This window comes from Nitrospirillum viridazoti CBAmc (assembly GCF_000730165.1).
GTDB lineage: Bacteria > Pseudomonadota > Alphaproteobacteria > Azospirillales > Azospirillaceae > Nitrospirillum > Nitrospirillum viridazoti.
The window spans coordinates 1881680-1905906 of record NZ_CP022110.1 but is presented as its reverse complement, the minus strand read 5'-3'; the positions used below and the strand labels follow the sequence as shown (position 1 = coordinate 1905906).

The 24227-nt window shown below is 67.5% G+C and carries 22 protein-coding genes; 15 read left to right on the top strand and 7 right to left on the bottom strand.

All coding sequences use genetic code 11. The annotated features are described in order from the left end of the window. Positions 1-94: 94 nt before the first annotated feature. Both Y958_RS08775 and Y958_RS08770 read left to right on the top strand, forming a co-directional pair. Positions 95-1273 carry a M20 aminoacylase family protein gene (locus Y958_RS08775; protein ID WP_088871700.1) on the top strand — a complete coding sequence of 393 codons (1179 nt, stop codon included), beginning with the start codon at positions 95-97 and terminating at the stop codon, positions 1271-1273. A gap of 110 nt (positions 1274-1383) precedes the next feature. Next, complete coding sequence (locus tag Y958_RS08770; protein ID WP_050898711.1) at positions 1384-1878, top strand: hypothetical protein; 495 nt, start codon at positions 1384-1386, stop codon at positions 1876-1878. Between the two features lie 147 nt (positions 1879-2025). Here the strand turns inward: Y958_RS08770 and Y958_RS08765 are convergent, their stop codons facing one another. Together Y958_RS08765 and Y958_RS08760 are read right to left on the bottom strand one after the other, a co-directional pair. Next, positions 2026-4002 (bottom strand): polysaccharide biosynthesis protein, encoded by a 1977-nt coding sequence (locus Y958_RS08765; protein ID WP_088871699.1) that lies wholly within the window; start codon positions 4000-4002, stop codon positions 2026-2028. Between the two features lie 379 nt (positions 4003-4381). Next, positions 4382-4726 carry a hypothetical protein gene (locus tag Y958_RS08760; protein WP_088871698.1) on the bottom strand — a complete coding sequence of 115 codons (345 nt, stop codon included), beginning with the start codon at positions 4724-4726 and terminating at the stop codon, positions 4382-4384. Between the two features lie 390 nt (positions 4727-5116). On the opposite strand from Y958_RS08760, the gene Y958_RS08755 reads away from it, so the two are divergent. Continuing rightward, complete coding sequence (locus tag Y958_RS08755) at positions 5117-5920, top strand: BglII/BstYI family type II restriction endonuclease (protein WP_088871697.1); 804 nt, start codon at positions 5117-5119, stop codon at positions 5918-5920. Between the two features lie 120 nt (positions 5921-6040). Here Y958_RS08755 and Y958_RS08750 read toward each other — a convergent pair whose 3' ends face one another. Both Y958_RS08750 and Y958_RS08745 read right to left on the bottom strand, forming a co-directional pair. After that, positions 6041-7312 (bottom strand): NAD(P)/FAD-dependent oxidoreductase, encoded by a 1272-nt coding sequence (locus Y958_RS08750; RefSeq protein ID WP_088871696.1) that lies wholly within the window; start codon positions 7310-7312, stop codon positions 6041-6043. A gap of 1 nt (position 7313) precedes the next feature. Beyond that, the gene (locus Y958_RS08745; RefSeq protein WP_186291132.1) at positions 7314-8027 is read right to left on the bottom strand and encodes a phosphatase PAP2 family protein; all 714 of its coding nucleotides are present in this window, start codon (positions 8025-8027) and stop codon (positions 7314-7316) included. A 230-nt stretch (positions 8028-8257) separates the two neighbouring features. Between Y958_RS08745 and Y958_RS08740 the strand changes: the two genes are divergently transcribed. Next, positions 8258-9598: a glutamine synthetase family protein gene (locus Y958_RS08740; RefSeq protein WP_088871694.1), complete on the top strand. Its 1341-nt coding sequence runs from the start codon at positions 8258-8260 to the stop codon at positions 9596-9598. 135 nt (positions 9599-9733) lie between these two features. Here the strand turns inward: Y958_RS08740 and Y958_RS08735 are convergent, their stop codons facing one another. Next, positions 9734-11419 carry a methyl-accepting chemotaxis protein gene (locus tag Y958_RS08735; protein ID WP_088871693.1) on the bottom strand — a complete coding sequence of 562 codons (1686 nt, stop codon included), beginning with the start codon at positions 11417-11419 and terminating at the stop codon, positions 9734-9736. A gap of 139 nt (positions 11420-11558) precedes the next feature. Beyond that, a complete protein-coding gene (locus Y958_RS08730; protein WP_088871692.1) occupies positions 11559-12044 on the bottom strand; it encodes a GNAT family N-acetyltransferase in 486 nt (161 codons plus the stop codon). Positions 12045-12314: 270 nt separating this feature from the next. Here Y958_RS08730 and Y958_RS08725 point away from each other — a divergent pair, with 270 nt between their 5' ends. The 11 genes from Y958_RS08725 to Y958_RS08675 all read left to right on the top strand — a co-directional run bounded on the left by Y958_RS08725 (position 12315) and on the right by Y958_RS08675 (position 23710). After that, positions 12315-12590, top strand: a complete 276-nt coding sequence (locus tag Y958_RS08725; protein WP_145727702.1) for a hypothetical protein — start codon at positions 12315-12317, stop codon at positions 12588-12590. Positions 12591-12604: 14 nt separating this feature from the next. Then, positions 12605-13777, top strand: a complete 1173-nt coding sequence (locus Y958_RS08720) for a glutathionylspermidine synthase family protein (RefSeq protein ID WP_088871690.1) — start codon at positions 12605-12607, stop codon at positions 13775-13777. A 120-nt stretch (positions 13778-13897) separates the two neighbouring features. After that, complete coding sequence (locus Y958_RS08715) at positions 13898-15721, top strand: monovalent cation:proton antiporter-2 (CPA2) family protein (RefSeq protein WP_088871689.1); 1824 nt, start codon at positions 13898-13900, stop codon at positions 15719-15721. A gap of 204 nt (positions 15722-15925) precedes the next feature. After that, the gene (locus Y958_RS08710) at positions 15926-17008 is read left to right on the top strand and encodes a polyamine ABC transporter substrate-binding protein (RefSeq protein ID WP_004272791.1); all 1083 of its coding nucleotides are present in this window, start codon (positions 15926-15928) and stop codon (positions 17006-17008) included. A gap of 366 nt (positions 17009-17374) precedes the next feature. Next, positions 17375-18502, top strand: coding sequence for an ABC transporter ATP-binding protein (locus Y958_RS08705; protein ID WP_004272792.1), 1128 nt, complete (start codon positions 17375-17377; stop codon positions 18500-18502). Between the two features lie 97 nt (positions 18503-18599). Beyond that, entirely contained in the window at positions 18600-19511 is a 912-nt protein-coding gene (locus Y958_RS08700) for an ABC transporter permease subunit (RefSeq protein WP_088871688.1), read from the top strand. Further along, positions 19508-20338, top strand: coding sequence for an ABC transporter permease subunit (locus Y958_RS08695; protein WP_088871687.1), 831 nt, complete (start codon positions 19508-19510; stop codon positions 20336-20338). The genes Y958_RS08700 and Y958_RS08695 overlap by 4 nt, the downstream gene beginning before the upstream one ends. A gap of 96 nt (positions 20339-20434) precedes the next feature. Next, positions 20435-21463 (top strand): agmatine deiminase family protein, encoded by a 1029-nt coding sequence (locus Y958_RS08690; RefSeq protein WP_186291131.1) that lies wholly within the window; start codon positions 20435-20437, stop codon positions 21461-21463. A gap of 115 nt (positions 21464-21578) precedes the next feature. Continuing rightward, positions 21579-22439 (top strand): flagellar motor stator protein MotA, encoded by an 861-nt coding sequence (gene motA, locus Y958_RS08685; protein WP_088871686.1) that lies wholly within the window; start codon positions 21579-21581, stop codon positions 22437-22439. Positions 22440-22469: 30 nt separating this feature from the next. Then, complete coding sequence (locus Y958_RS08680) at positions 22470-22781, top strand: PadR family transcriptional regulator (RefSeq protein WP_088871685.1); 312 nt, start codon at positions 22470-22472, stop codon at positions 22779-22781. Then, positions 22778-23710 (top strand): MotA/TolQ/ExbB proton channel family protein, encoded by a 933-nt coding sequence (locus Y958_RS08675; RefSeq protein WP_088871684.1) that lies wholly within the window; start codon positions 22778-22780, stop codon positions 23708-23710. Before Y958_RS08680 ends, Y958_RS08675 begins: the two co-directional genes overlap by 4 nt. A 39-nt stretch (positions 23711-23749) precedes the next feature. On the opposite strand, the gene Y958_RS08670 is transcribed toward Y958_RS08675, so the two are convergent. After that, the gene (locus tag Y958_RS08670; protein WP_088871683.1) at positions 23750-24079 is read right to left on the bottom strand and encodes a hypothetical protein; all 330 of its coding nucleotides are present in this window, start codon (positions 24077-24079) and stop codon (positions 23750-23752) included. Between the last annotated feature and the right edge of the window lie 148 nt (positions 24080-24227).

Genomic DNA, 24227 nt, shown 5'->3' with positions numbered 1-24227 from the left:
GAACCCGTGTGGTTGGCACCATCCCGGTTGGGAATGCCAATCGCCCCCGTTTTCCGTCGTGCGCCTCGCCTTCGCGTGCCCTTGAGATTCCGTTATGGCCATTCAGAACCGCATCGCCGATTTCCACGCCGACATGACGGCATGGCGGCATCACATCCACGAAAACCCCGAGGTGGCGTTCGAAGAGACGCAGACCTCCGCCTTCGTGGCCGGGAAGCTGAGCGAGTTCGGGATCGAGGTGCACCGCGGCCTGGCCGGCACGGGCGTGGTGGGCGTGCTGCAGGGGGAGGGACGGGACACCGGCAAGACCATCGGCCTGCGCGCCGATATGGACGCCCTGCCCATGCAGGAGGAGAACACCTTCGCCCACGCCTCCAAGGTGGCGGGCAAGATGCACGCCTGTGGCCATGACGGCCACACCACCATGCTGCTGGGCGCCGCCCGCTATCTCGCCGAGACCCGCAACTTCTCCGGCACCGTGAACTTCATCTTCCAGCCGGCCGAGGAAGGGGCCGGCGGCGGCAAGCGCATGGTGGAGGAAGGGCTGTTCGACCAGTTCCCCTGCGACATGGTCTTCGGCATGCACAATTGGCCGGAACTGCCACCAGGCAAGATGGGCGTGCGCCCCGGGCCGGTCATGGCCGGTGCCGACCGGTTCGAGATCACCATCCAGGGGCGCGGCGGCCATGCCGCCCAGCCGCACCTGGGGGTGGACCCGGTGGTGGTCGCGGCCCAGCTGGTGGTGGCCGCGCAGACCCTGGTCAGCCGTGGCCTCTCGCCCGTGGAATGCGGCGTGGTCAGCATCACCCGCATCCATGCCGGCACGGCCTTCAACATCATCCCCAACGAGGTCAGGCTGGCCGGCACCGTTCGCGCGCTGACGCCCGAGATTCGCCAGCAGTTGGAAGATGGCTTGCGAAATCTGGTGCGGACCCTGCCCCCGGTGTTCGGCGCCACGGGTGAGCTGGTTTATCACCTGGGCTATCCGCCTACCATCAACCACGCCGAGCCTACGGTCATCGCCGCCGCCGTGGCCGCCAAGATCGCGGGGGCGGAGAACGTGCTGGGCGACATGGGGCCCAGCATGGGGGCGGAAGACTTCGCCTACATGTTGAACGCTCGCCCCGGCTCCTATGTCTGGCTGGGCCAGGGCGGCAGCGCGCTGGGCTGCTCCCTGCACAACCCGCGCTATGACTTCAACGACGACGTTCTGCCGATGGGCGCCAGCTACTGGGCGACCCTGGTGGAAACCGTTCTGCCCCGGGTGGCATGATCCGGCCCTGGCCCATCCGCCGGGAGGGGTCCCGGGTCGCGGCTTCCGCCCGCTGTGACAGCCGGGCGGGGGATGGACGTCATGGCCGTCGTGCGGGGCCGGCGCGCCGCATGGCCGCGCTGGGGCTCGCTCTGGGCATGGGCGCCGCCTTGACAGGCTGCTCCGGCAGCTTGGCGTGGTTGGGAGGCGAGCCGCCACCAGATGACAACGCCCTGCCGCCCGCTGTATCCCCCAGCCTTGTTGGGCGCGGCGAATGGCACGGCGGGCTGAGCCGGGCGCAAAGCACGACGTACCTGGTGGCCCGCAACGCCGCCGAATGGCAGTCCCTGTGGGACCTGGTGGGGATGCGTGTCCCGGGCGCCCTGCCGGAACGGCTGATGGCGCTGGGTGTTTTCCTCGGGTCCCGCAACTCATCCGGCGCGGGGGTGGAGGTGGTCAACACCCGCGTGGAACATCGGGATGGCATGCGCGACCGCCTGGTGGTCGAATATCACGAGTTCGACCAGTCTTCGCGCAACACCGCCACAGGCAGCCTGACCAGCCCTTATGCCATCGTCCTGGTGGATTGGTCGGATGCGCCGGTGCGTTTCGCCCGGGTGCCCTGACGTCGTTCCCCCAGGGACGTCGTTCCTTCAGGCTCCGGCGGCCCCGGTCAGGGCCTATGGCGGCCTGCCACCGATTTGTGTTCAGCCAAAGCAAAAGGCCCGGAACTTGGCGGTTCCGGGCCTTTTGCTTATTCAAGCCACAGAACGTTACGCCTGATGTGGCAACACGGTTTCCGGGGGCAGGGGGACCGGGTCAAGCTGGCTGTAGTCAGGGACGATATGGTGCAGCAGGGCCTGCAGGCGGACGGCGTCGGCGGTGGCGCAGGCCGCATCCAGCTCATCCAGCGAGCGGCGCAGGATGGCCAGGTCCACCGCGCGGGGTGACGCCACCAGCACGCCTTCGGCCGAGGTCTGCTCCGGCGGTTCGGCGGCGGCGAACATCTCTTCGTACAGCTTCTCTCCAGGCCGCAGGCCGGTGAAGGTGATCTTGATGTCCTTGTCCGGGCGCAGGCCGGCCAGGCGTATCATTTGGCGGGCCAAGTCGACGATCTTCACCGGCTGGCCCATGTCCAGAACGAAGATGCGGCCACGGTCGTCCCGCCCGGCGTTCATGCCGTAGGCGGAGGCCTGCAGCACCAGCTCCACCGCCTCGCGCACGGTCATGAAGTAGCGGCAGACCTCGGGGTGGGTGACGGTCAATGGGCCGCCGGCGCGCAGCTGACGGCTGAACAGCGGCACCACCGACCCGGTGGAGCCCAGCACGTTGCCGAACCGCACTGTCATGAAGCGGGTTTGCCAGCCCTTGCCGACGCCGCTTGACGCCACGATGTCCAGCGCCTGGCAATAGCATTCGGCGATGCGCTTGGTGGCGCCCATGACGTTGGTGGACCGCACCGCCTTGTCCGTCGAGATCAGCACCATGGCGGCCGCGCCGGCGGCGATGGCGGCATCGGCGACGTTGCGCGTGCCCATGACGTTGGTCAGCACGCCTTCGACCGGGTTCAGCTCCACCATGGGAACATGCTTCAGGGCGGCGGCGTGGAACACCAGTTCCGGCTTCTCCTCATGGAAGACTTCCATGAGGCGGTTGCGGTCGCGGACGTTGGCCAGCACGGCGCGGCAGTCCAGGTCCGGGCAGTTCTCCCGCATCTCCATCTCGATGGAGTAGAGGTTGAACTCGCCATGATCCAGCAGGATCAGGCGGCGCGGCTTCAGCTGCGCGATCTGGCGGGTCAGTTCGGAACCGATGGTGCCGCCGGCCCCCGTGACCAGCACGGTGCGCCCGGCGACCAGGCCGTCGATGGCACCCTTGTCCAGGGCCACCTGGGGGCGGCCCAGCAGGTCCTCGATGACGATGGGGCGCACGGTCATGGGCCCCTCGTTCACGGCATCGCGGAAGTCGGTGAGGTCGGGCAGGCGGGCCAGCACCAGATTCAGCGCCTCGCACTTTTCCACCAGCGCGCCCAGCCTGGTGCCCGACAGGCGGGCGCGGGGGCGGGTCAGGATCAGGCGGCGCGGGCATTGCCCCCCGGCGGCCAGGTCGCCGACCACCGACGACAGCTCAGCCAGGCGACCCAGCACCTTCACGCCGTGGATCTCGCGGCCGATGCGGCCGCCCTTGTCGTCCAGGATGCCGACGACGCGATAGGCGGCGTCGCGATCCGTGGCCATGGCGCGGATGAAAATCTCGGCTTCATCGCCGGCGCCGACCAACAGCACGGGGATGCGGTCGCGGGCGTTGCTTTCCAGGATGCCGGCCAGGCGGCGGTCCTTGGCCAGGCGGTACAGCAGGCGCGGGCCGCCCAGCAGCACCACCAGCACGAACCAGTTGATCAGCGGGACGGAGCGGGGCAGGGCGTCCAGCCGCGTCACCAGGAACATCAGCAGCAGGAAGACCAGGATGGTGGTGGTGACGGCGCGGGCGATGGCCATCAGATCGCGCAACGAGGCGTAGCGCCAGACGCCTGAGTTCATGCCGAACAGGCGGTAGGCAGCGGCGGCGATGATGGTGAAGAGCGCGACGCCGGGAACCAGGGCTTGGGTATAGTGGGTAATCCCATCCCCAACCCTCAGGTACAGCGAAACAACAAACGAAATCCCGGCAACCAAAATGTCATGAAAGTATGCAAGAAAGCGCCGATCAAAAATAAGCGGCAGCCGGAAGATTTCTTTTAGTTTACGCATGGCTCCAGCCTGCGGTTGATTGTTTATGGGCGATTAACAGAGCGTGACGGAGGCACTGAAATCGCATGTTCGAGAATGTATTTCTAAACGCCTGACGCGATCCTGACACCATCCGATACTCTGCTGCAAGTGCGAAAAAGGATTGGCAGGGTATATGCCTACTCCATTAGGCAGGTCGTTTTTCAACGTCCTGCATTGGCCGGCGGCCGGCGGGAGGATATCCAGTCGCCAGCTCCTTGTTAGCGGTACTCCCGAAAGCTTCCGGATGATAGTGGCCAGAAGCATGAAACCATTGGGAATCTAGAGACACGCGCGGCCCGGAAAATAGGTCTTTCCGACTAGAAGGGAAGCGATAAGGGGATGGGTCTGGGGTGCGCCCTCACGAGCGCAACCACGCAAAAATCCCTTTGCTTTTGGGCTTCACCATGGCGGCTTTTCCAGCCGGCCGTTTGGCGCCCGCCGTGGCAGGAGTGGGAGAGCCGGATGTTTTTATACCGGCGTAGTCGCGCTTGAACCGCTCCAGATCCTCACGCAGGCCGAAACGGAAAGACACGTGCAAGACCTGGGAACGGCGGTTTAGGCCGGGGTCCAGTTTTTCTTCCATGCCGAGAAACTCGACGGCCCAACGACCGCGAATATTGGCCCGGATCCAATCTTCCGCCTTGTCCATGTCGCCGGCAGAGCTTAGTTGCAATGTTGTCGTGAAATCTTGCTGCGCGCTCACGCTCGCCTCTCAGGTCATTTCCTGTTGAACGGATCAGGCATGATCGTCCTGGCGTCCCACTCGATCTCGCGACCAGGGACGGTTTGCCGGGCGGCCGGCAGGCCTGTTCCCGAGTCGCCCGCGCGACCCTGCTTCGCGGCGCAGACCTTAGACGACGCCTGCTGCGGGCGACTACGCATCTCCCGGACAGCAAGGGGCCGGAAGCCGTATGGCCGATGGAGATAGATGCCTACCGAGGTATCCCGGCGACGACGGTCGACGCCCTGGCAGGGGCCCCTGCCAGCGGCCATTGAACGCGTCACAGGTGCCGGCGCCGGATCCGGTATCGACAGGGCCGCAGGATCGGGTAGGGTCCCCGCCTCGGTTTTCGCCAGCGGACGTTACCTCCAGATGTTCCCTACCTTGCTTCAGCGCGGCTTCCAGGTGGAGTTCCTGTCCCATGCCCGGGCCATCCTGGGCGTCGACTTCCCCGACGCCATGGCAGAGCTGGACGCCGTCATCGGCGCGCTGTCCATCCCCGTCACGGAAATCGTCGGGTCCGGCGGCGGTGAGGCCAAGATCACCCAGCGTCTGCGTCGTTCCCTGGCCGAGCATGGATGGGAGAAGGCGCACTTCACCATCGAGAAGCGGGTGAACGGCAAGCGGCGCGAGTCCATCAGCCACGAGGTGGACCATGTGCGCGACGTGCCCGGCGTCGGCGTCATCGCGCTGGAGATCGAGTGGAACAACAAGGATCCGTTCTTCGACCGCGACCTGGAGAACTTCAAGCGCCTGCATGCCGAGGGCGTCATCTCCGTCGGCGTCATCGTCACACGGGGCCGCAGCCTGCAGGATGAGATGGTGCCCATGGTGCGCCGCTTCGCCCAAGGCCGGGGCCTGACCTGCGACGCCGACGTGCTGGCCCTGGGCCTGCGTCCCACCACGCGGCAGCAGGATGACGTGGCCCGCCGCATGGCCGGCGGCGCGCCGTCCTTCGCCGAGGCCTGGGCCGCCTCCTTCTGCCAGGACAAGTATGGAGCGGCCACCACCCATTGGCGCAAGCTGGAGGACCGGGTGCACCGGGGCGTGGGCAATCCATGCCCGCTGTTGCTGATCGGCATCCCGGCCGAGGTCGTCACCTTCGACATCCCCCTGTCGGACATGCCCAGGGCGCCGGTCCCGGAACCGGTGGAAGCGGAACTGCCGTTTTTCTGATTCCTCAAGCGCCGGCGGGCCGTCCGGCCTTGGCTCATCCCCGATTTCCAGTCCGCCTTCGGCTTCCCAGAAATCTCCGGCGCCCGCGGCCGCGGGCTGGTCGCTGCGCTCCGGCTTCTCTCACAGCAGGTCGTGCAGGCGGTACCACAGGCCGGCCAGCACCAGCAGGGGCACGCGCCAAGGGCCGCGCACGAAAGGGTGCTGGGGCAGCCGGGCGAAGACGTCATAGCGCTCCGCCTGGCCCATGATGGCCTCGGCCAGCAAGTGGCCGCAGATGCCGGTGAGGGCGACGCCGTGGCCGCTGTAGCCGTGGGCGTAGTAGGTGGTGGGCGACAGGCGGCCCAGCTGGGGCAGGCGGCTGACGGTCATGCCCACGCTGCCGTGCCAGAAATGATCAATGCCCACGTCTTGGAGTTGGGGGAAGCAGTGGACCAGGTCCCGCGCCAGCTTGGGCTTGGCGTCAGGCATCGCCCGGTTGGCGTAGTTGACGCGGCCGCCGAACAGCAGGCGGTGATCGGCGCTGCGACGGAAGTAGTGCAGGCCGACGTTGGTGTCCGACACCGCGTGGTCGCCCGGCAGCAGGGCCGCCGCCCGTTCCGTGCCGAGGGGCTGCGTCGCCAGCATGTAGGTGACGATGGGCACCAGGGTGCGCGTCAGCGGCGGCGCCAGGTCGCCCAGGTAGGCGTTGCCGGCCAGCACCAGGAAGCGGGACCGCACGCGGCCGCGGGGTGTGGTCACCACCGGGGCGGCACCCGTGGTGATGGCCAGCGCGGGCGTGTTCTCGTACAGGCGCGCGCCGGCCTCGCGCGCGGCGCGTCCCAGGCCCTGGGCGTAGGCCAGCGGGTGCAGATGGCCGCTGCCCATATCCTCCAGCCCGCTGTCGTAGCGCGGGCTAGCCAGCAGGGCGCGCAGCGCCTCGCCCTCCAACAGGCGTAGGCGGTCATAGCCTACGGCGTCCGCGTCGCGCAGCTGGGCCAGCAAATCCCGGCGGTGGCGGGGCTTGGCGGCGGCGTTGATGTAGCCCCAGCGCAGGGCGCAGGCTATGCCGTGCCGCTCCACCCGCCGCACCAGCAGGGCCTTGGCTTCCTCCGCCAAGGCCCACAGGTGCCGGGCGTCGTCGGCGCCGCCAAGCCGCGCGATGGCGCTGATGGATTTGTTATAGCCACTGATCAGCTGGCCGCCGTTGCGGCCGGAGGCACCCCAGCCCACCCGCTCCGCCTCAACCACCACCACGTCGTAGCCGCGTTCCGCCAAGGTCAGGGCGGCGGACAGGCCGGTGTAGCCCGCGCCGACCACGCAGACGTCGCAGTCCGTATCGCCGGCCAGCGCCGGGAGGGCGGGGCCGGGCGGGGAGGAGTGGACGTACCAGCTATCTGGCCAACAGGTGCTCATGTCAGCCGGGCAACCAGCGGCACCACAGCGCCAGGGTGGCCCGGCGGCCGTAAAGGGCGGCGTGCAGCAGGGCGCTGGTCAGCACCGCCAGCAGGCCGGCGTACATTACGTCGCTGAAGAAATGGCCGCCCATGCCGATGCGCAGCAGGCCCGCGCCGGCCCCGACGCCCAGCCCGCCATAGAGCCACAGGCGCTGCCGCCGCCGCGCGGTGTAGGCGAAGCTGTGCAGGAAGAAGGCCAGCACGGCATCCCCCGACACGAAGGAGCAGTTGCGCCCGCAATTGGCCTTGGGCGCCGGCAGCACCGGCGGGGTGTAGGGGGCGGCCCCGCCGAACTCCACCACCTGGACGGGGCGGGCGCGGTGCCAATGGTCCTTCAGCACGGCATTGCCTAGGAGGCCGGGCCCGATGGCCAGCGACAGCAGCAGGAAGCCCCAGGCGCGCACGTCGGCCCCCAGCAGGGGCCGGCGGCGCCAGGCGGTCCAGGCGGTGCCAAGGACCAGCACGCCGGCCATCACCCGGGCGCCCACCTGCACCGCCTCGTGCAGCAGGTTGGCCACTGGATCCGCCCGCCAGGCGAAGCCCCCCTGCGGCGTCCAGAACCAGCCGGCCGCGGCCAGGTCCAGGGTGGGTGAAACCGTCGCGTAGGCCAGCAACGCCGCGAGGCCGGTCAACGCCACGAAACTCAGGACGCGGGGAAGGGTTGGGGACGGCATGGCGGCGGGACGATCCGGGAGAATGAGGGGACGTACCCGTCCGCACATACCATTCGATGGGGGCGCTGTCACCTCGGCATAGGCCGCAAGCGCTAGGGTTCCCGCCAGCTTGGGCCGCTGCCATGCCGCATTCCCGCCCCGATATGATGGGACGGTCCCTGTCGATTTTGTCCGGTTCGGGTCGCCCGAGGGCGGCGTCCCCATCCCCCGATATCGAGGTGTACGACCCCATGGCCGTCCTGGAAGAATTCATCCGCTGCAACCGCATCACCGAGGTGGAATGCCTGGTGCCCGACCTCTCGGGCATCGCCCGGGGCAAGATCGTTCCGGCGGAAAAGTTCCTGCGCATCCTGCGGGACCGCGGCTTGCGCCTGCCCGAAAGCGTGTTCATCCAGACCGTGACGGGCGACACCCCGCCCAACAGCGTCACCAATCCCGAGAACTCCGACGTCTACATGCTGCCCGACCCAGGCAGCGTGCGCTTCGTTCCCTGGTACGAGGCGCCCACCGCCGCCGTCATCTGCGACTGCGTCTATGCCGACGGCACCAGCGTGGACATCAGTCCGCGCTGGGTGCTGAAGCGCGTGCTGGAGCTTTATGCCGAGCGCGGCTGGAAGCCCCTGGTGGCGCCCGAGCTGGAATTCTTCCTGGTGGCGGTGAACAAGGATCCGGACTATCCCCTGGTCCCGCCGGTCGGCCGCTCCGGCCGGCAGGAAAGCGGGCGCCAGGCCTTCGGCATCGACGCGGTCAACGAGTTCGACCCCATTTTCGAGGCGGTCTACGATTACTGCGAGCAGCAGGACATCGACGTCGACACCATGAGCCATGAGGCCGGCGCCGCCCAGATCGAGATCAACTTCAACCATGGCGACGCGCTGAGCCTGGCCGACCAGGTCTTCCTGTTCAAGCGCACGGTGCGTGAGGCGGCCATCCGCCACGGCATCTACGCCACCTTCATGGCCAAGCCCATGCAGAACGAGCCGGGCAGCGCCATGCACATCCACCAGTCGCTGGTGGACGCGGAAACGGGGGGCAACCTGTTCGGCCACTCCGATGGCGGCGACACGCCCCTGTTCATGAGCCACATCGCCGGCCTGCAGAAGTACCTGCCCAGCGCCATGCCCCTGCTGGCGCCCAACGTGAACAGCTATCGCCGGCTGGTGCAGGGGTCGGACGCGCCCATCAACGTCCATTGGGGGCGGGACAACCGCACCACCGGCTTCCGCGTGCCCCTGAGCCAGCCGGAGGCCCGGCGGGTGGAAAACCGCGTGGCCGGCGCCGACGCCAACCCCTACCTCGCCATCGCCGCCAGCCTGGCCTGCGGCTATCTGGGTATGGTGCAGGAACTGGAACCCACGGAGCCGGTGAAGGGCACCGCCCATCGCCTGGCCTTCACCTTGCCCCGCCACCAGGGCGACGCCCTGGCCAAGCTGAACGCCAGCCGTCCCTTACGGGACATATTTGGCGAGCGCTTCGTCGCCTGCGTCACGGCGGTGAAACAAGCCGAGGACGCCGCCTACCAGCAGGTGATCTCCAGCTGGGAGCGGGAGAATTTATTGCTTAATGTTTGATGCCCTGCGGGCGCCGGCATCCGCCGGCTTGCCATCCTCGATATCCGGTCCGCTGACGCTTCCCGGAAATCTCCGGCGGCCCCCGTCGGGGCCTACAGCGGCAAGAGCTGTCGCTCTTGCCGCTGGTCTCGCTTCCTAGCGGATGTTGGCCAGAAATCCGTGCACCTGGCCGCGCAGGCGCTCGGCTTCCACCGACAGTTCGCCGGCCGCGGTGCGCACGGTGTGGGCGACTTGGCCGGTTTCGGTCACCGCCTGGCGGGCGGCGGTCACGTTGCCGGAGACCTGCTGCGTGCCCGTGGCCGCCTGCTGGACGTTGCCGGCGATCTCTGCCGTGGCGGCACCCTGTTCCTCCACGGCCGCCGCCACGGCGGCGGTGATCTCGTTCATGCGGTTCACGGTCTGGCCGATGCCGGCGATGGCGTCCACGGCGGCATCCGTCATGCCCTGGATTTCCGCCACCTTGGCCTGGATTTCCTCCGTCGCCTTGGCGGTCTGGGTCGCGAGGTTCTTCACCTCCGACGCCACCACGGCGAAGCCCTTGCCGGCCTCACCCGCCCGTGCCGCCTCGATGGTGGCGTTCAGCGCCAGCAGGTTGGTCTGCCCGGCGATGCCGGTGATCAGCGCCACGATGTCGCCCACCCGCGCGGCCGAGGCCGCCAGGTCGCCCATGGCGGTGCTGGTTCGGCCGACTTCGGCCACGGCGCCGGCCGCGATCTCCGACGACTGGGTGATCTGGCGGGCGATCTCATGGATGGAGGCGCTCAACTCATCCGTCGCGGCGGCCACGGTGGCGACATTGGCGCTGGTCTGCTCCGCGGCGGCGGCGGCCGAGGTGGTCTGGTCTTCCGCTCGGGCGGCGGCCGTTGTGGCCGCGTCTGCGCTGGCCGCCATCTCGGTCGTGGCGGCGGCGATGCCGTCCACCACCGTCTTCACGCTGCCCTCGAACTCGTCGGCCAGGCGGGCCAGGGCGGCCTTGCGCTCCCGCTCCGCCTCTTCCTTCATTCCTTCCTGGCGCTCGCGCAGGTGCACGGCTTCGGCCGAGCGGTCGCGCAGGACGTTGACCGCCTGGGCCAGGGTGCCGATCTCATCCGTGCGGCTGGTGCCCGGCACGGTGACGCTGAGATCGCCGTCGGCAAGGCGGTTGGTGGTGTTGGTCAGGCGCAGCAGGGGGCCGGTGATGCCCCGGCTGAGCCACAGGGCCAGGCCGAAGGTCGCCAACGCCAGCAGCCCCACCGTGCCGGCGGTGCGGTAGCCGCTGGCCCGGGCGGCCGCGTCCACGTCGTCGATGTAGATGCCGGAGGACACGACCCAGCCCCAGCCGCTGGTCAGCTTGTTGTAGGTGGCCTTGGGCGCCGGCGGCGCGCCCGTCTTGGGCGGCCAGACGTAATAGCTGAACCCGCCGCCCTCCTTGGCGCGCTGCAGCTGGTCCTGGGCGTAGTGGACCCCGTTGGCGTCGACGCTGTCCATGTTGCGCTTGCCCTCCAGCGTGCGGCTTTGCCCGCTGGCCAGCGTCAGGCCCGTATCATCGTGGATGATCAGGTAGTGGTCGCCGTCGTAGCGGAACGCGCGGGCCAGGTCCAAGGCCAGCTCCTTGGCCTTGTCCTCCGGCATTTCCCCTGCCTTCGCCTTGGCTTCCAGCGTCTGGATTTGCGATATCGCCGCCTCCACCGCCACGCGGGCGCGGGCCTGCCGCTCCTCCATCAGGGTCCGGCTGGAGGTGACGACGGTGACGGCGCCCAGCGCCGCCAGCGCGATCACGGCCAGCAGCGGGATGAGCAGGATGCGGCCGCTGATGCCGCGCAGCGATTTCAGGAATGACATCGGTTACCACCAGCCAGATAGGGGCCCAGAAAAGGGGTGCGGCTTAACGCCGCCGCTCTAACAGCTGGCTATACCCGGACCTTGGACAAGGCACCGTTGCTATATTGACATCGTTGCCATCACGTTGGAGGCGAATGGTTTAAAGAAACCGTCGCATATAAGTGGCATCGGAGCCATAGGATGACACGTCCACTTGTTCATCCAGCACGGGGCTGAAACCGCGCCGCCGCCAGAAGGCCCCGGAATTATTGACGGACAGCAGCCGCATCTCGCGGAAACCGGCACTCCGCGCCTGCGCCGCCAACAGGTTCACGGCCGCCTCGGCATGGCCCTGGCCGCGCGCGGCGGCGTCGATGGCGATGTCGTGGATGTAATAGATGTCGGCGTCCGCCGGCAGGCCGCCCAGCAGGTGGTTCAGCTTGGGCACGCGGCCCCGCGCATAGGGATGGCTGACGGCATAGCCGCCGATGCTGCCATCGGCCGTCTCCAACGTCAGGCAGCCGGCGGGATAGGCCGCCAGCTTGTCGGCCATGACGTCCAGCGCCTCGAAGAAGTCGACATGGATGGCGCAGGCCAGGGTGAAGGCGTGGGACAGGTCGGCCGCCGTCATGGGACGCCAAGGCATGGGATGGGCACCGGGTTGGACGGAATGGCGAAGCCATGTGCGCCATGGGCGTCACGGCGTCAAGGGGGGATGGGCGCGCCACCCGGCATACGCGTTCAAACCGCTGTCTCGCACAATTATGCATGGCCTGACATGTTGCGGCGCCATTGGTGCCGGGACCGGCGCCGGCGCACCCTTCGCTGCGCGGGGATGCCCCGTTAAGCAGGGGCTTTTCAGAGTGGGCCGACTGATCGGGTGCACCCCGGTGCCAACCCTTTGGGAACCAAATCCATGAAACGCAGTCACCACATCACGTTGGCGGCCCTGGCCGCCGCGACGACGCTGTCGTTGAGCGGATGTGATTCAAAGCATGATCAGGATTGCAAGGCGAACCAGCAGACGGACTGCCGTTCCGGCGGCGGCGGCCATGGCGGGGGCGCGAGCTATGTCGCCGGGTCCAAGTCCGGCGGCGTTGAAACCGGTGGTTTCGGCGAAAGCGCCGCCGCCCACGGCGGGGGTGGCGGTGAGGGAGGTGGCGGCCACGGCGGCGGTGGTGGCGGCGAGTAGGGAGGCCCGCGATCATGGAACGCGTTCGCTTCACCCCCCGGGCCGACTGGATCGCCCGTATCGAATCCCAGGGCCTGACCTATCACTCTCTGGGCCTGCCGCCCGGCAGTGAGGCCGATGGACTGTGGTGGGACGAATCCGCCGCCTACGCCTTCACCGCCGGGGAAGTCGACAGGCTGGAGACCGCGACCAACACCCTGCACCAGCTATGCCTGCAGGCGGTGGCGGCCGTGGTGGCAACGCCGCGCCTGATGGACCGCTTCGGCCTCAGTCCGGCCTACCGGGCCTATGTCATCGACAGCTGGCGGCGGGAGGATCCCGCCCTCTACGGCCGCTTCGATTTGGCTTTCAACCCGGACCGGGAGGAACTGGCCGAGCCCAAGATGCTGGAATACAACGCCGACACGCCCACCACCCTGATCGAATCGGCGGTGGTGCAATGGTTCTGGCTGCGCGACGTCCTGCCCGACGCCGACCAGTTCAATTCCATCCATGAGCGGCTGATCGCCCGCTGGCGGGAAATCAGCCGGCGCCAGCCACCCGGCGCCCTCATCCACCTGTCGTCCTACGCCGACTATGAGGAGGAGTTGAGGACGGTCGAGTATCTGGTGGACACCGCGCGCCAGGCGGGGCTGAACGCCGCCCACCTGCCCATCACCCAGGTGGGCTGGGACAAGGACAAGACGCGCTTCGTCGACGAGGCGGGCCGGCCGCTGGCGCTGTGGTTCAAGCTCTATCCCTGGGAATGGCTGGCGGCGGAACGCTTCGGCGCCCACCTCCCGACCGCCAACCTGACGGTGGTGGAGCCGCCGTGGAAGATGCTGCTGTCGCACAAGGCCATCCTGACCGTGCTGTGGGACCTGTTCCCCGGCCACCCCAACCTGCTGCCCGCTGGCTTCACCGCCGAGGCCGTGGGGCCGGACTGGATCGCCAAGCCCATGCAGGCGCGCGAAGGCGCCAACATCCGGCTTGTCCGCGACGGGCGGGAGATGGCGCATACATCCGGTGGCTACGGGCAGGGGCCGGTGGTCTATCAGCGCGCGGTGGATTTGGCCCGTGACGACGGCCGGCATGTGGTGCTGGGCGCCTGGGTGGTTGGGGATGAGGCGGCCGGCCTCTGCGTGCGCGAGGATCCGGGGCCCATCATCACCGGCGCCTCACGCTTCCTGCCGCACTACTTCCGCTAATCGGATGCGATGACCGGGGCCGCCTTGCTCCGGTCATCGCATCCTTGTTAGGGTCCACCCCATCGGGCCCCGAACCATTCGGGCGGGGGCCTTTTGGGGCAAGCCTGGGGGGTATCCCGCGTGACCGACACGTCGTCCGGCGTCGACCTGATGCAGATCGTGGCCGTGCTGGGTGCCGGCGTCGTGGCCGCCCCGCTGTTCAAGCGGCTGGGCTTCGGCGCCATCCTGGGGTATCTGGCCGCCGGCCTGGCCATCGGCCCCTTCGGATTCCGCATCCTGGCCGATCCGGCGGCGGTACTGCACTTCGCCGAGCTGGGCGTCGTCATGTTCCTGTTCCTCATCGGGCTGGAGATGCGGCCGGCCAAGCTGTGGACCCTGCGGCGCCAGATCTTCGGCCTGGGCGTGGCGCAGGCGGCCGTCTGCGGCGCGCTCATGACCATCGCCGGCGTGCTGGCCGGCTTTTCCCCGGCCGTTGCCTTCGTCGCCGCCATGGGCTTCGCCCAATCCTCCACCGCCGCCATCATCCAGACGCTGGAGGAGAAGGGGGAGATGTCGACCCCCTTCGGCCAGCGCGCCATGTCGATCCTGCTGCTGGAGGATCTGTCGGTGGTGCCCCTGCTGGCCGTCGTGGCGCTGCTGGCGCCGGAGGCCAGCCACGATCTGCGCGGCAGCTGGGTGGGCGTGGCGGTGGCCGCCGCCGCCGTGGCGGTGGTCATCGTGGCCGGACGCTGGGTGCTGAACCCGCTGTTCGGCCTGCTGGCAGGGTCCCGGGTGCGTGAGGCGATGACGGCGGCGGCGCTGGCCGTGGTGCTGGGGGCGGCGCTGCTGATGGAAAGCTCCGGCCTGTCCATGGCCATGGGCGCCTTCCTGGCCGGCGTGCTGCTCTCCGGTTCCGGCTTCCGCCATCAGCTGGAGGCGGATATCGAGCCCTTCCGCGGCCTGCTGCTGGGTCTGTTCTTCATGGCCGTGGGCATGTCGCTGGATCTGTCGGTGGTGGCGGCGGAATGGCGCATGGTGCTGCTGGTGCTGGCGGGCTGCGTCGTCACCAAGGCGGCTGGCATCTATGCCGTGGCCCGCGTCTCCGGCGCCGACTGCCGGGAATCCGTCCAACGCACCACCCTGTTCGCGCAAGGGGGCGAGTTTGCCTTCGTGCTCTACGGCGCCGGCATGGGCGTGGGCGTGCTGGACGGGCAGGTCAATGCCGTCATGACCGCCACCGTCATCCTGTCCATGGTCCTGACGCCCATGACCGTGCGCCTGGTGTGGAGCCTGCTGCCCGAACCGGCGCCGGATACCGCTGGCCTGGCCCGGCCGGATGGTCTCAATGGCGCGGTGCTGATCATCGGCTTCGGCCGTTTCGGCCAGGTGGTCAGCCAGACGCTGCTGGCGCGCGGATTGGACGTCACCATCATCGACACGGATGTGGAGATGATCCAGGCGGCCGCCGGCTTCGGCTTCCAGATCTATTATGGCGACGGCACCAACCTGGACGTGCTGCACGCGTCCGGCGCCGGGCGGGCGCGGGCGGTGGCGGTGTGCGTGGACGGCAAGGACACCGCCAACAAGATCGTGGACCTGGTGAAGTCCAGCTTCCCCCACGCCGGCCTGCTGGTGCGCGCCTACGACCGCCGCCACACCCTGCAGCTGATCGCGGCGGGCGTGGACCTGCAGGTGCGCGAGACCCTGGAATCGGCGCTGGCCTTCGGTCAGGGTGCGCTGGAGTTCCTGGGCTTGCCGGAGGAAGAGGCGCGCGAGACGGCGGAGGAGGTGCGGCGCCGCGACCAGGAACGCCTGGCGCTGGAGCAGGCCAGCGGCCAGTTGGAGGGCTTCAACCAGTTCCGGCCCAGGGAGCCCAAGCCCATGCCCCTGTTCCAGGCCGGCAAGGAGGCGCGGCCGCTCACGCCGGAGACGCGGGAGATCGCGGCGCGGGGCACACCGACCTGATGCCGGGTGGGTGGGCAAAGGTGTTTGTGTTTTCCGGGGCTTGTCCCATAGGGCGCGGACCTGCGCGCAGGGTGTAGTACAAATAGGCGACAGGCCGTCCCCGCTGCTTGACAGGGCCTGTCGCATGGGGTGCAAATGCCGCCGACCAGGGCCTGCAACGGGATACCGGTGGGGCCCGGCCAATTTCCAAGAACGGGGAAGTGGATGAAAAAGAAGCTGGTGCCGCTGCTGGCGGGATTGGTGGTGGCGGTGGCCGGTGCCGCCTGGGCGCAGAGCAAGACGGTCCACGTCTATAACTGGACCGACTATATCGGCGAGACCACGCTGGCCGATTTCACCAAGGCCACCGGCATCCAGACCAAGTACGACGTCTACACCGATCTGGAAACCCTGGAGGCTAAGCTGCTGACGGGCAATTCCGGCTACGATGTCATCGTCCCCACGGCCCAGCCCACCCTGCGCAAGTTCATCCAGGCGCAGGCGGTGCAGAAGCTGGACAAGTCCAAGATCCCCAACCTGAAGAATCTGGACCCGGTGCTGATGGCCCGCCTGGCGGAAGTGGATCCGGGCAACGAGTACGCCGCCATCTACCAGTGGGGCACCGTCGGCATCGGCTACAACCCGGACAAGGTGAAGGCGGCATTGGGCACCGCCACCATCGACAGCTGGAAGCAGGTGTTCGATCCGGAGAACGCCAAGAAGCTGGCCAGCTGCGGCATCGTCGTGCTGGACAGCCCGGCCGACATCCTGCCCTCCGTCCTGAACTATCTGGGCCTGCCACCCAGCAGCGAGAAGTCGGACGACGTGAAGAAGGCGGGGGAGCTGATGTCCAGCATCCGCCCCTACATCAAGACCTTCGTCCCGTCCGTTATCGATCCGCTGGCCAGCGGCGACGCCTGTGTCGCCATCGGCTATTCCGGCGACGTGCTGCAGGCGCAGGCCCGCTCCGGCGGCAAGGTCAAGATCGACTACGCCATTCCGAAGGAAGGTGCCCAGCTGTGGTTCGACACCTTGGCCATTCCGGCCGGGGCGCCGAACGTGGCCGAGGCCTACGCCTATATCAACTACATGCTGGACCCCAAGGTGATGGCCGGCATCAGCAACGCCGTCTCCTACGCCAACGCCGTGCCGGCCTCGCTGCCCCTGCTGAAGCCGGAGATCAAGGACAACCCGCGCATCTATCCACCCAAGGACGTGATGGACAAGCTGTTCACCATCAAGCAGCTGGCCCAGCGGGCGGAGCAGGAGCGCAACCGTACCTGGACCCGTATCAAGACCGGCCGTTAGGCCGCCCGGCCAGGGTCAGGGGAACGGGGCGCCGCCCGCTGGAGGCGCCCCTTTTTCTTGAGCCTTGGCTTGTTTCGCGTTTTTGGCATTTCTGCGCAAAATCGCACCTGCGAAAAAACGCGCGGCCCAGGGCCGCAGACCCCATAGTTCCTGTGGACAGCGGGGGCGCACCCTGGCATTCAGCAGGTTCGGAACGCTATTCCGGGCAGGCGATTCCCCCAATCAGGAAGCGCCCATCGGACGTCCGCCATCGGGCCCACTTCCAGCATCGTGATCCGCCGCCTCATGTCCGACGCCCCCGACCCTCGTCCCCGGCCGGCCGCCACCGGTCCCATCGGCAAATCACCGGCCGCCAAATCACCGGCCGTGAAGTTCGAGCCCTGGCATGATCCGGCCGCCAAGCCGTACATCCGGATCGAGAAGGTGACGAAGCGCTTCGGCGACTTCACGGCCGTGGACAATGTCAGCCTGTCGATCTACCGGGGCGAATTCTTCTCGCTGCTGGGGGGGTCGGGGTCGGGCAAGACGACGCTGCTGCGCATGCTGGCGGGGTTCGAGCAGCCGACCGAGGGCCGCATCTTCATCGATGGCGTCGACATGGCGGGCATCCCACCCTACGACCGCCCGGTCAACATGATGTTCCAGTCCTACGCCCTGTTCCCCCACATGACGGTGGAGAACAACGTGGCCTTCGGCCTGCGCCAGGACGGTGTGCCCAAGGATGAAATTCGCACCCGCGTGGCGGAGATGCTGGAACTGGTGAAGCTCACCCCCTTCGCCAAGCGCAAGCCGCACCAACTGTCCGGCGGCCAGCGGCAGCGCGTGGCGCTGGCCCGATCCCTGGTCAAGAAGCCCAAGCTGCTGCTGCTGGACGAGCCGCTGGGCGCCCTGGACAAGCGCCTGCGCGAGCAGACCCAGTTCGAACTGGTGAACATCCAGGAGAAGCTGGGCGTCACCTTCGTGGTCGTGACCCATGACCAGGAGGAGGCCATGACCATGTCCACCCGCATCGCGGTCATGGACCATGGCGCCATCGCCCAGGTGGGCACGCCCACCGAGATCTACGAATACCCCAACAGCCGCTTCACGGCGGAGTTCATCGGGTCGGTGAACATGTTCGAGGGCAACATCGTGGAATCGGAGCCTGACCACTCCCTCATCCGCTCGGCGGAAGCCGGCTGCGATCTTTATGTCACCCACACCGCCCATCTGGCCGCGGGCAGTCACTGCTGGGTCGCCATCCGGCCGGAGAAGGTCAGCATCACCAAGGAAAAGCCGGCGGAGGCCGACGGCGGCCGCAACGTCACCCGCGGCGTGGTGCGGGAGATCGCCTATCTGGGCGACATCTCCATCTACCAGATCGACTTGGCCTCCGGTAAGCGCGTGCGGGCGACGGCGCCCAACGTGACCCGCCGCACCGAGCTGCCCATCACCTGGGACGATGAGGTCTGGCTGAGCTGGCGCCCGTTCGCCGGCGTCGTCCTGACGGACTGAGGGGAGGGGACCCGCCTTGCCCGTACCTCCGCCTTCCGCCGCACCGCAGCCGTCCGCTGTCCCGCCGTCCGTGGCGCCGCGCACCCTGAAGGACCGCGTGCTGCGCGTTACCCGACGCCTGGGCCTCACCGGCCGGGGTGGCGTCATCCTGGGCCCCTATGCCTGGCTGGTCCTGTTCTTCTTCATCCCCTTCCTGATCGTGCTCAAGATCAGCGTGGCGGAGCCGGCGGTGGGCATCCCGCCCTTCACCAAGCTGATCGAGTGGGTGGACGGCGGGCTGGACGTGCACATCCGCTTCAGCGGATTCCAGGCGCTGTTCGATGACGACCTGTACGTGCTGGCCTATCTGAACTCACTGAAGATCGCCTTCGTCTCGACGCTGTGCTGCCTCTTCATCGGCTATCCCATGGCCTATGCCATCGCCACGGCGCCGGAGAAGCGGCGCGGGCCGCTGCTGATGCTGATCATCCTGCCGTTCTGGACCAGCTTCCTCATCCGCGTCTACGCGTGGATGAGCATCCTGAAGGACGAGGGGCTGCTGAACAACCTGCTGCTCAGCCTCGGCATCATCCATGAACCGCTGAAGATCCTGTACACGGACCTCGCGGTCTATATCGGCATCACCTATTCCTACCTGCCCTTCATGATCCTGCCGCTGTACGCGACGCTGGAGAAGATGGACCACACGCTGCTGGAGGCGGCGGCCGACCTGGGCGCCAAGCCTTGGAAGGCGTTCCTGACCATCACCCTGCCGCTGTCGCTGCCGGGCATCGTCGCGGGCTCGCTGCTGGTGTTCATCCCGGCGGTGGGTGAGTTCGTCATCCCCTCGCTGCTGGGCGGATCCGATACGCTGATGATCGGGCGTGAGCTGTGGAACCTGTTCTTCAACAGCCGTGACTGGCCTTCAGCCTCGGCCGTCGCCATCGCCCTGCTGGCCTTCCTGGTGGGCCCCATCATGATCTTCCAGCACTTCCAGGGCCGCGACCAGGACAAGGGGGCCGCCCGATGAAAAAGTCACGCCTGCCGATGGTGCTGCTGGGCGTCGGCCTGGCCTTCCTGTACCTGCCCATCGTCCTTCTCGTGGTCTATTCCTTCAACGACAACCGCTCGCTGACGGTGTGGACCGGCGCTTCCCTGCGCTGGTACCACGAGCTGATCCAGGATGGGCAGATGCTGGAGGCGGCGTGGCTGTCGCTGCGCATTGCCTTCGCCACCGCCTGCGGCGCCGTGGTGCTGGGCACGCTGGCGGGGCTGATGCTGGCCCGGTTCGGCGCGTTCCGCGGCCGGGCGCTGTTCGCCGGCATGATCTCCGCCCCCCTGGTCATGCCTGAGGTCATCATGGGCCTGGCGCTGCTTCTGTTGTTCGTCAGCGCGGAGCAGCTCATCGGCTGGCCGGCGGGACGTGGGGTGCTGACCATCGTCCTGGCGCACATCACCTTCACCATGTCCTTCGTGGCCGTGGTCATCCAGTCGCGCCTGGTCAGCATGGACGTCTCGCTGGAGGAGGCGGCGATGGACCTGGGCGCGCGGCCGGCCAAGGTGTTCTTCGTCATCACCCTGCCCATCATCGCGCCCGCCATCGTCTCGGGCTGGCTGCTGGCCTTCACCCTGTCGCTGGACGACCTGGTCATCACCAGCTTCGTCTCCGGCCCCGGTTCCACCACCCTGCCGATGATCGTCTTCTCCTCCATCCGTCTGGGCCTGAAGCCGGAGATCAACGCGCTGGCCACCATCGTGGTGGCGGTGGTCGCCACCGGCATCGGCCTGGCGGGTTTTCTGGAGGCCCGCCGCGCCCGCATCCGCGAGCGCGAGGAAAGCCAGGCGGGACGGGTCTAACCCTCTCATCCAAAGCGCTGATTGCCAGCCTGTAGCACAGGCGGAATACTATTCTTTGCAACCGCCCCGATCCGGGGCGGTGGAGGATCGGACGCCATGACCTACACCCCCGGTTCCCCCGCTGCGGCGGGCTTTGTCATGCCCGGTGAGTGGCACCCGCACGACCGCTGCTGGATGGCCTGGCCCAACCGGGCGGAAACATTTCCCAACGGGCTGGACGCCGCCCGCCGGGCCTATGCCGCCGTGGCCAAGGCCATCGCGCAGTTCGAGCCGGTGACCATCGTGGCCCCGCCGGGGGAGGTGGCCGACGCCTCCATCCTGTGCTCGGGCGCGCCGGTCAGCGTCATCCCGGTGCCCCTGTCCGACAGCTGGATCCGCGACAACGGCCCCAGCTTCGTCATCGATGGCAAGGGCGGCATCGGTGGGGTGGACTGGGATTTCAACGCCTGGGGCCGCAACTACGACGATTTCGCGGCCGACACCCAGGTGGCGGCGGAAATCCTGAAGGGCCTGGAGGTTCCCCGCTTCAAGGCGCCCCTGATCATGGAGGGCGGGTCCTTCCATGTGGATGGCGAGGGCACGCTGATCACCACCGAGGAATGCTTGCTGAACCCCAACCGCAATCCCGGCCTGACGCGGGGGGAGATCGAGGGGCACCTGCGCGATTTCTTGGGGATCCGCCAGATCATCTGGCTGGGCCGGGGGTATGAGCAGGACGAGACCGATGGCCACATCGATGAGATCGCCTGCTTCATCCGCCCGGGCCTGGTGCTGGCCATGACTACGGACGATCCCGACGATCCCAACTTCGACACCTTCCAGGACAATATCGAGCGGCTGTCCATGGCGACCGACGCCCAGGGGCGGGAGTTGGACATCGTCACCCTGCGCACGCCGGCGCGCCAGGAACAGGCGGGCGTGCGCCTGACACTGTCCTACACCAACTTCTACCTGGCCAACGGCGGCGTGGTCCTGCCCGCCTTCGAAGACCCCATGGACGCGGAGGCCGCCAAGCTGTTCAGCCGCCTCTACCCCGACCGCCAGATCGTGCAGGTCCCGGCGCTGGACATCGTGCGCGGCGGCGGCGGCATCCACTGCATCACCCAGCAGCAGCCCAAGCCCTGACGCGACAACGCCCTTGGTAGCCAAGGAAAAACCTTGGCTGCCCGTGTTGACTCATAAACTCTACATATGTTGATAATGTGCCATTCCCGGTTACGGGGCGGGATGGGGAGAGGGCATGTTCGCCATGATCGGCCTGGGGGCCGTGTTCCTGTGCGTGTTCGGGTCATACGCAGTCGGCGGCGGCAAGATTGCGGTTATCCTGGATGCTCTGCCGGGGGAGGTGGTGACCATCGGTGGCGCCGCCGTCTGCGCCTTCCTCACCGCCAACAGCACCGATGTCATCCGCCATTCCACCGCGGCGGTGAAGCGCATCTTTCGGGGCGCCCGCTACGGCAAGCGCGAGTACATGGATCTGCTGGCCCTGCTGTACCGCATGCTGAGATCCATCAAGACCAAGGGTGTGTTGTCCATCGAACAGCATATCGAAAAGCCGTTCGAGAGCAGTCTTTTCAACGCTCATCCCCTGGTGTTGCGCGACGTGGCGACGGTGGAGTTCATTACCGACTATATGCGCATGTTCTCCACCGGTGTGGACAGCCCGCTGGAATTGGATGCCCTGATGGAACGGGAGATTGAAAAGGCGCGGCATGAGGATTTGCACCCCGCGCACGCCTTTTCTGTCATGGCGGACGGCATGCCGGCGCTGGGCATCGTCGCGGCGGTCCTGGGCGTCATCAAGACCATGGGATCGATCACCGAGCCGCCGGAGGTCCTCGGCGGGCTGATCGGCCATGCCCTGGTGGGCACCTTTATGGGCATCTTCCTGGCTTATTGCATCGTGGCGCCGGTGGCCGCCCGCCTGCGCGGCATCGCGGAGGAGGAGAACCGCTTCCGCCATGTGGTGCGGGCTGCCATCACCGCCCACCTGGCGGGCTACGCCCCCCAGGTGTCCATCGAGGCGGCGCGCAAGGAAATCCCCACCGAACACATGCCCAAATTCTATGAGTTGGAGGAGGCGCTGGCGGCCGTCGCTTGACGGTGGCCGGCCGCACCAAGGAACCGCCCCATGCCCCGACGTCCCAATATCTCTCGTCAAACCCGGCTGCTGTTCGTGGCCTTGCTGGAACGCCCGCTGGACTGGCGCCACGGCTATGATTTGTCCAAGGAGACGGGATTGAAGTCCGGCACCCTATACCCCCTGCTCATGCGCCTGCATGACCAGGGGCTGATGGCCGCGCGGTGGGAGGAGGCCACCCGGCCCGGCCTGCCGCCCCGCCATGCCTATCGCCTGACGGTGGAAGGGGCGGCGCTGGCGCGAGAGCTGGCGCTGCCAGAGGAGAAGGCTGCCGACGGTGCGGATGGGACGGTGCCGGCATGACCGCCCTTGTTGCCCCGCTGCGTCGGCGGTTGGCCCGCGCGCTCACCCGTCACGCAGCCGATAGCCTGCCGACGCACCGCGCCGCGTGGGGGGAGGCCATGCGGGCGGAGGTGGACGGCATGGCCGATGGGGACGGCCTTTTGCGCTGGGCCCTGGGCTGTGTGATGGCGGGGTATCGTGAGCGCCTAGGTGCCGCCGCGTCCGTGTCCGGTGGCATGGTCGTACGGATGGTGCTGCTGCCGTTGCTGCTGATCGGTCTCGACGCCGTGTTTGGTGGGCGGACGACGGTGATCCTGCATGCTTTGCCCGGCTGCGGTTTCACTGTTCTGGCCGGTGCCTGGGCGGTGATGGCCATCGGCCGGCGCAGGGGGGATGACGGCGTGATTGCGGCCCTACGCGCCGTCCTGGCTGGCCCAAGGCAAGCGCGGCTGGGGCCGGATGGGCTGGAGAACTTCTTAGCCCAACTGATGGCGGCGCTGTGTCAGGGCGATGGTCCGGATCTGGTGCGGCGCGAATTGAGCCTGCCGCTTGGCCGGTCGATATTCGGCGCCTTTCCCACCCTGCTGCACGATCCGCATGTGCGGATGGTGATGGTGGCCGGCCTGGCCAAGCAACCGCTTGGGCCCGTGCTGGAAGGCATCCAGATGGCGCGGTCGCGGCCTGAGGCGGTGTTGCGGCGTTATGGTGACGCGTTAATTTGGATGGGGCTGGTGGCGACGCTGATGGGTGTCATGAAGGCGCTGGACGTGCTGGGCCGACCGGAGGCTTTTGGCCCTTTGGTGGCCGGGGCTCTGGTGGGTATCGGTTTTAGTCTAGTTTGCGCCAAAGGGGTGGTGCGTCCCCTAGCGGATCGGTTTGCCCACGATGTCGAGGATGACATGGCGGTCTATCGCCGCATTGGCGCCGCCCTGGCCGCCGAGGTGCGCTGAAGGTGCGCGTCGTCTGGCGGCCAGGGGGGGCGGCCGCGATCAATTGACCGTCGTCTGGGCCTGCTGCAGCGCGCCGCTCAGGTTGGTGACGCAGCGGTCGTAGGCTTCCGTGCCGGCGGTCAGGCCGGCTTCGCCGCAGGCGGTCTGGCTGCGCTGCTCATGCATCTTCTTGGTCATCGACAGGGTCTGCGTCAGGCTGGCGACGCAGGCGGCGTACTGGGTGTCGGCGGGGCTGACGTGCAGGGCGTCTTGGCAGGCGCGGTCGATGGACGGGTGCACGGTGACGGTTGGCGTGGCGTCGGCGGCCAGGACCGGCTGGGCGGCCAAGGCGAACAGGGCGGCGATCGCGACGACGGAAGATTTCAACATAGCATGATATCCTTCAGGGCTGGGCGTGCCACGCATCCGGCACGCTATGGGTGTGTGAGTCTTTTGTAAGGGTAGGGTCGTTTACTGGATTGGATAATTCAGTTGTTTATGGAACAATCACTGATGTTATTTTTGTGAATATTTGTAC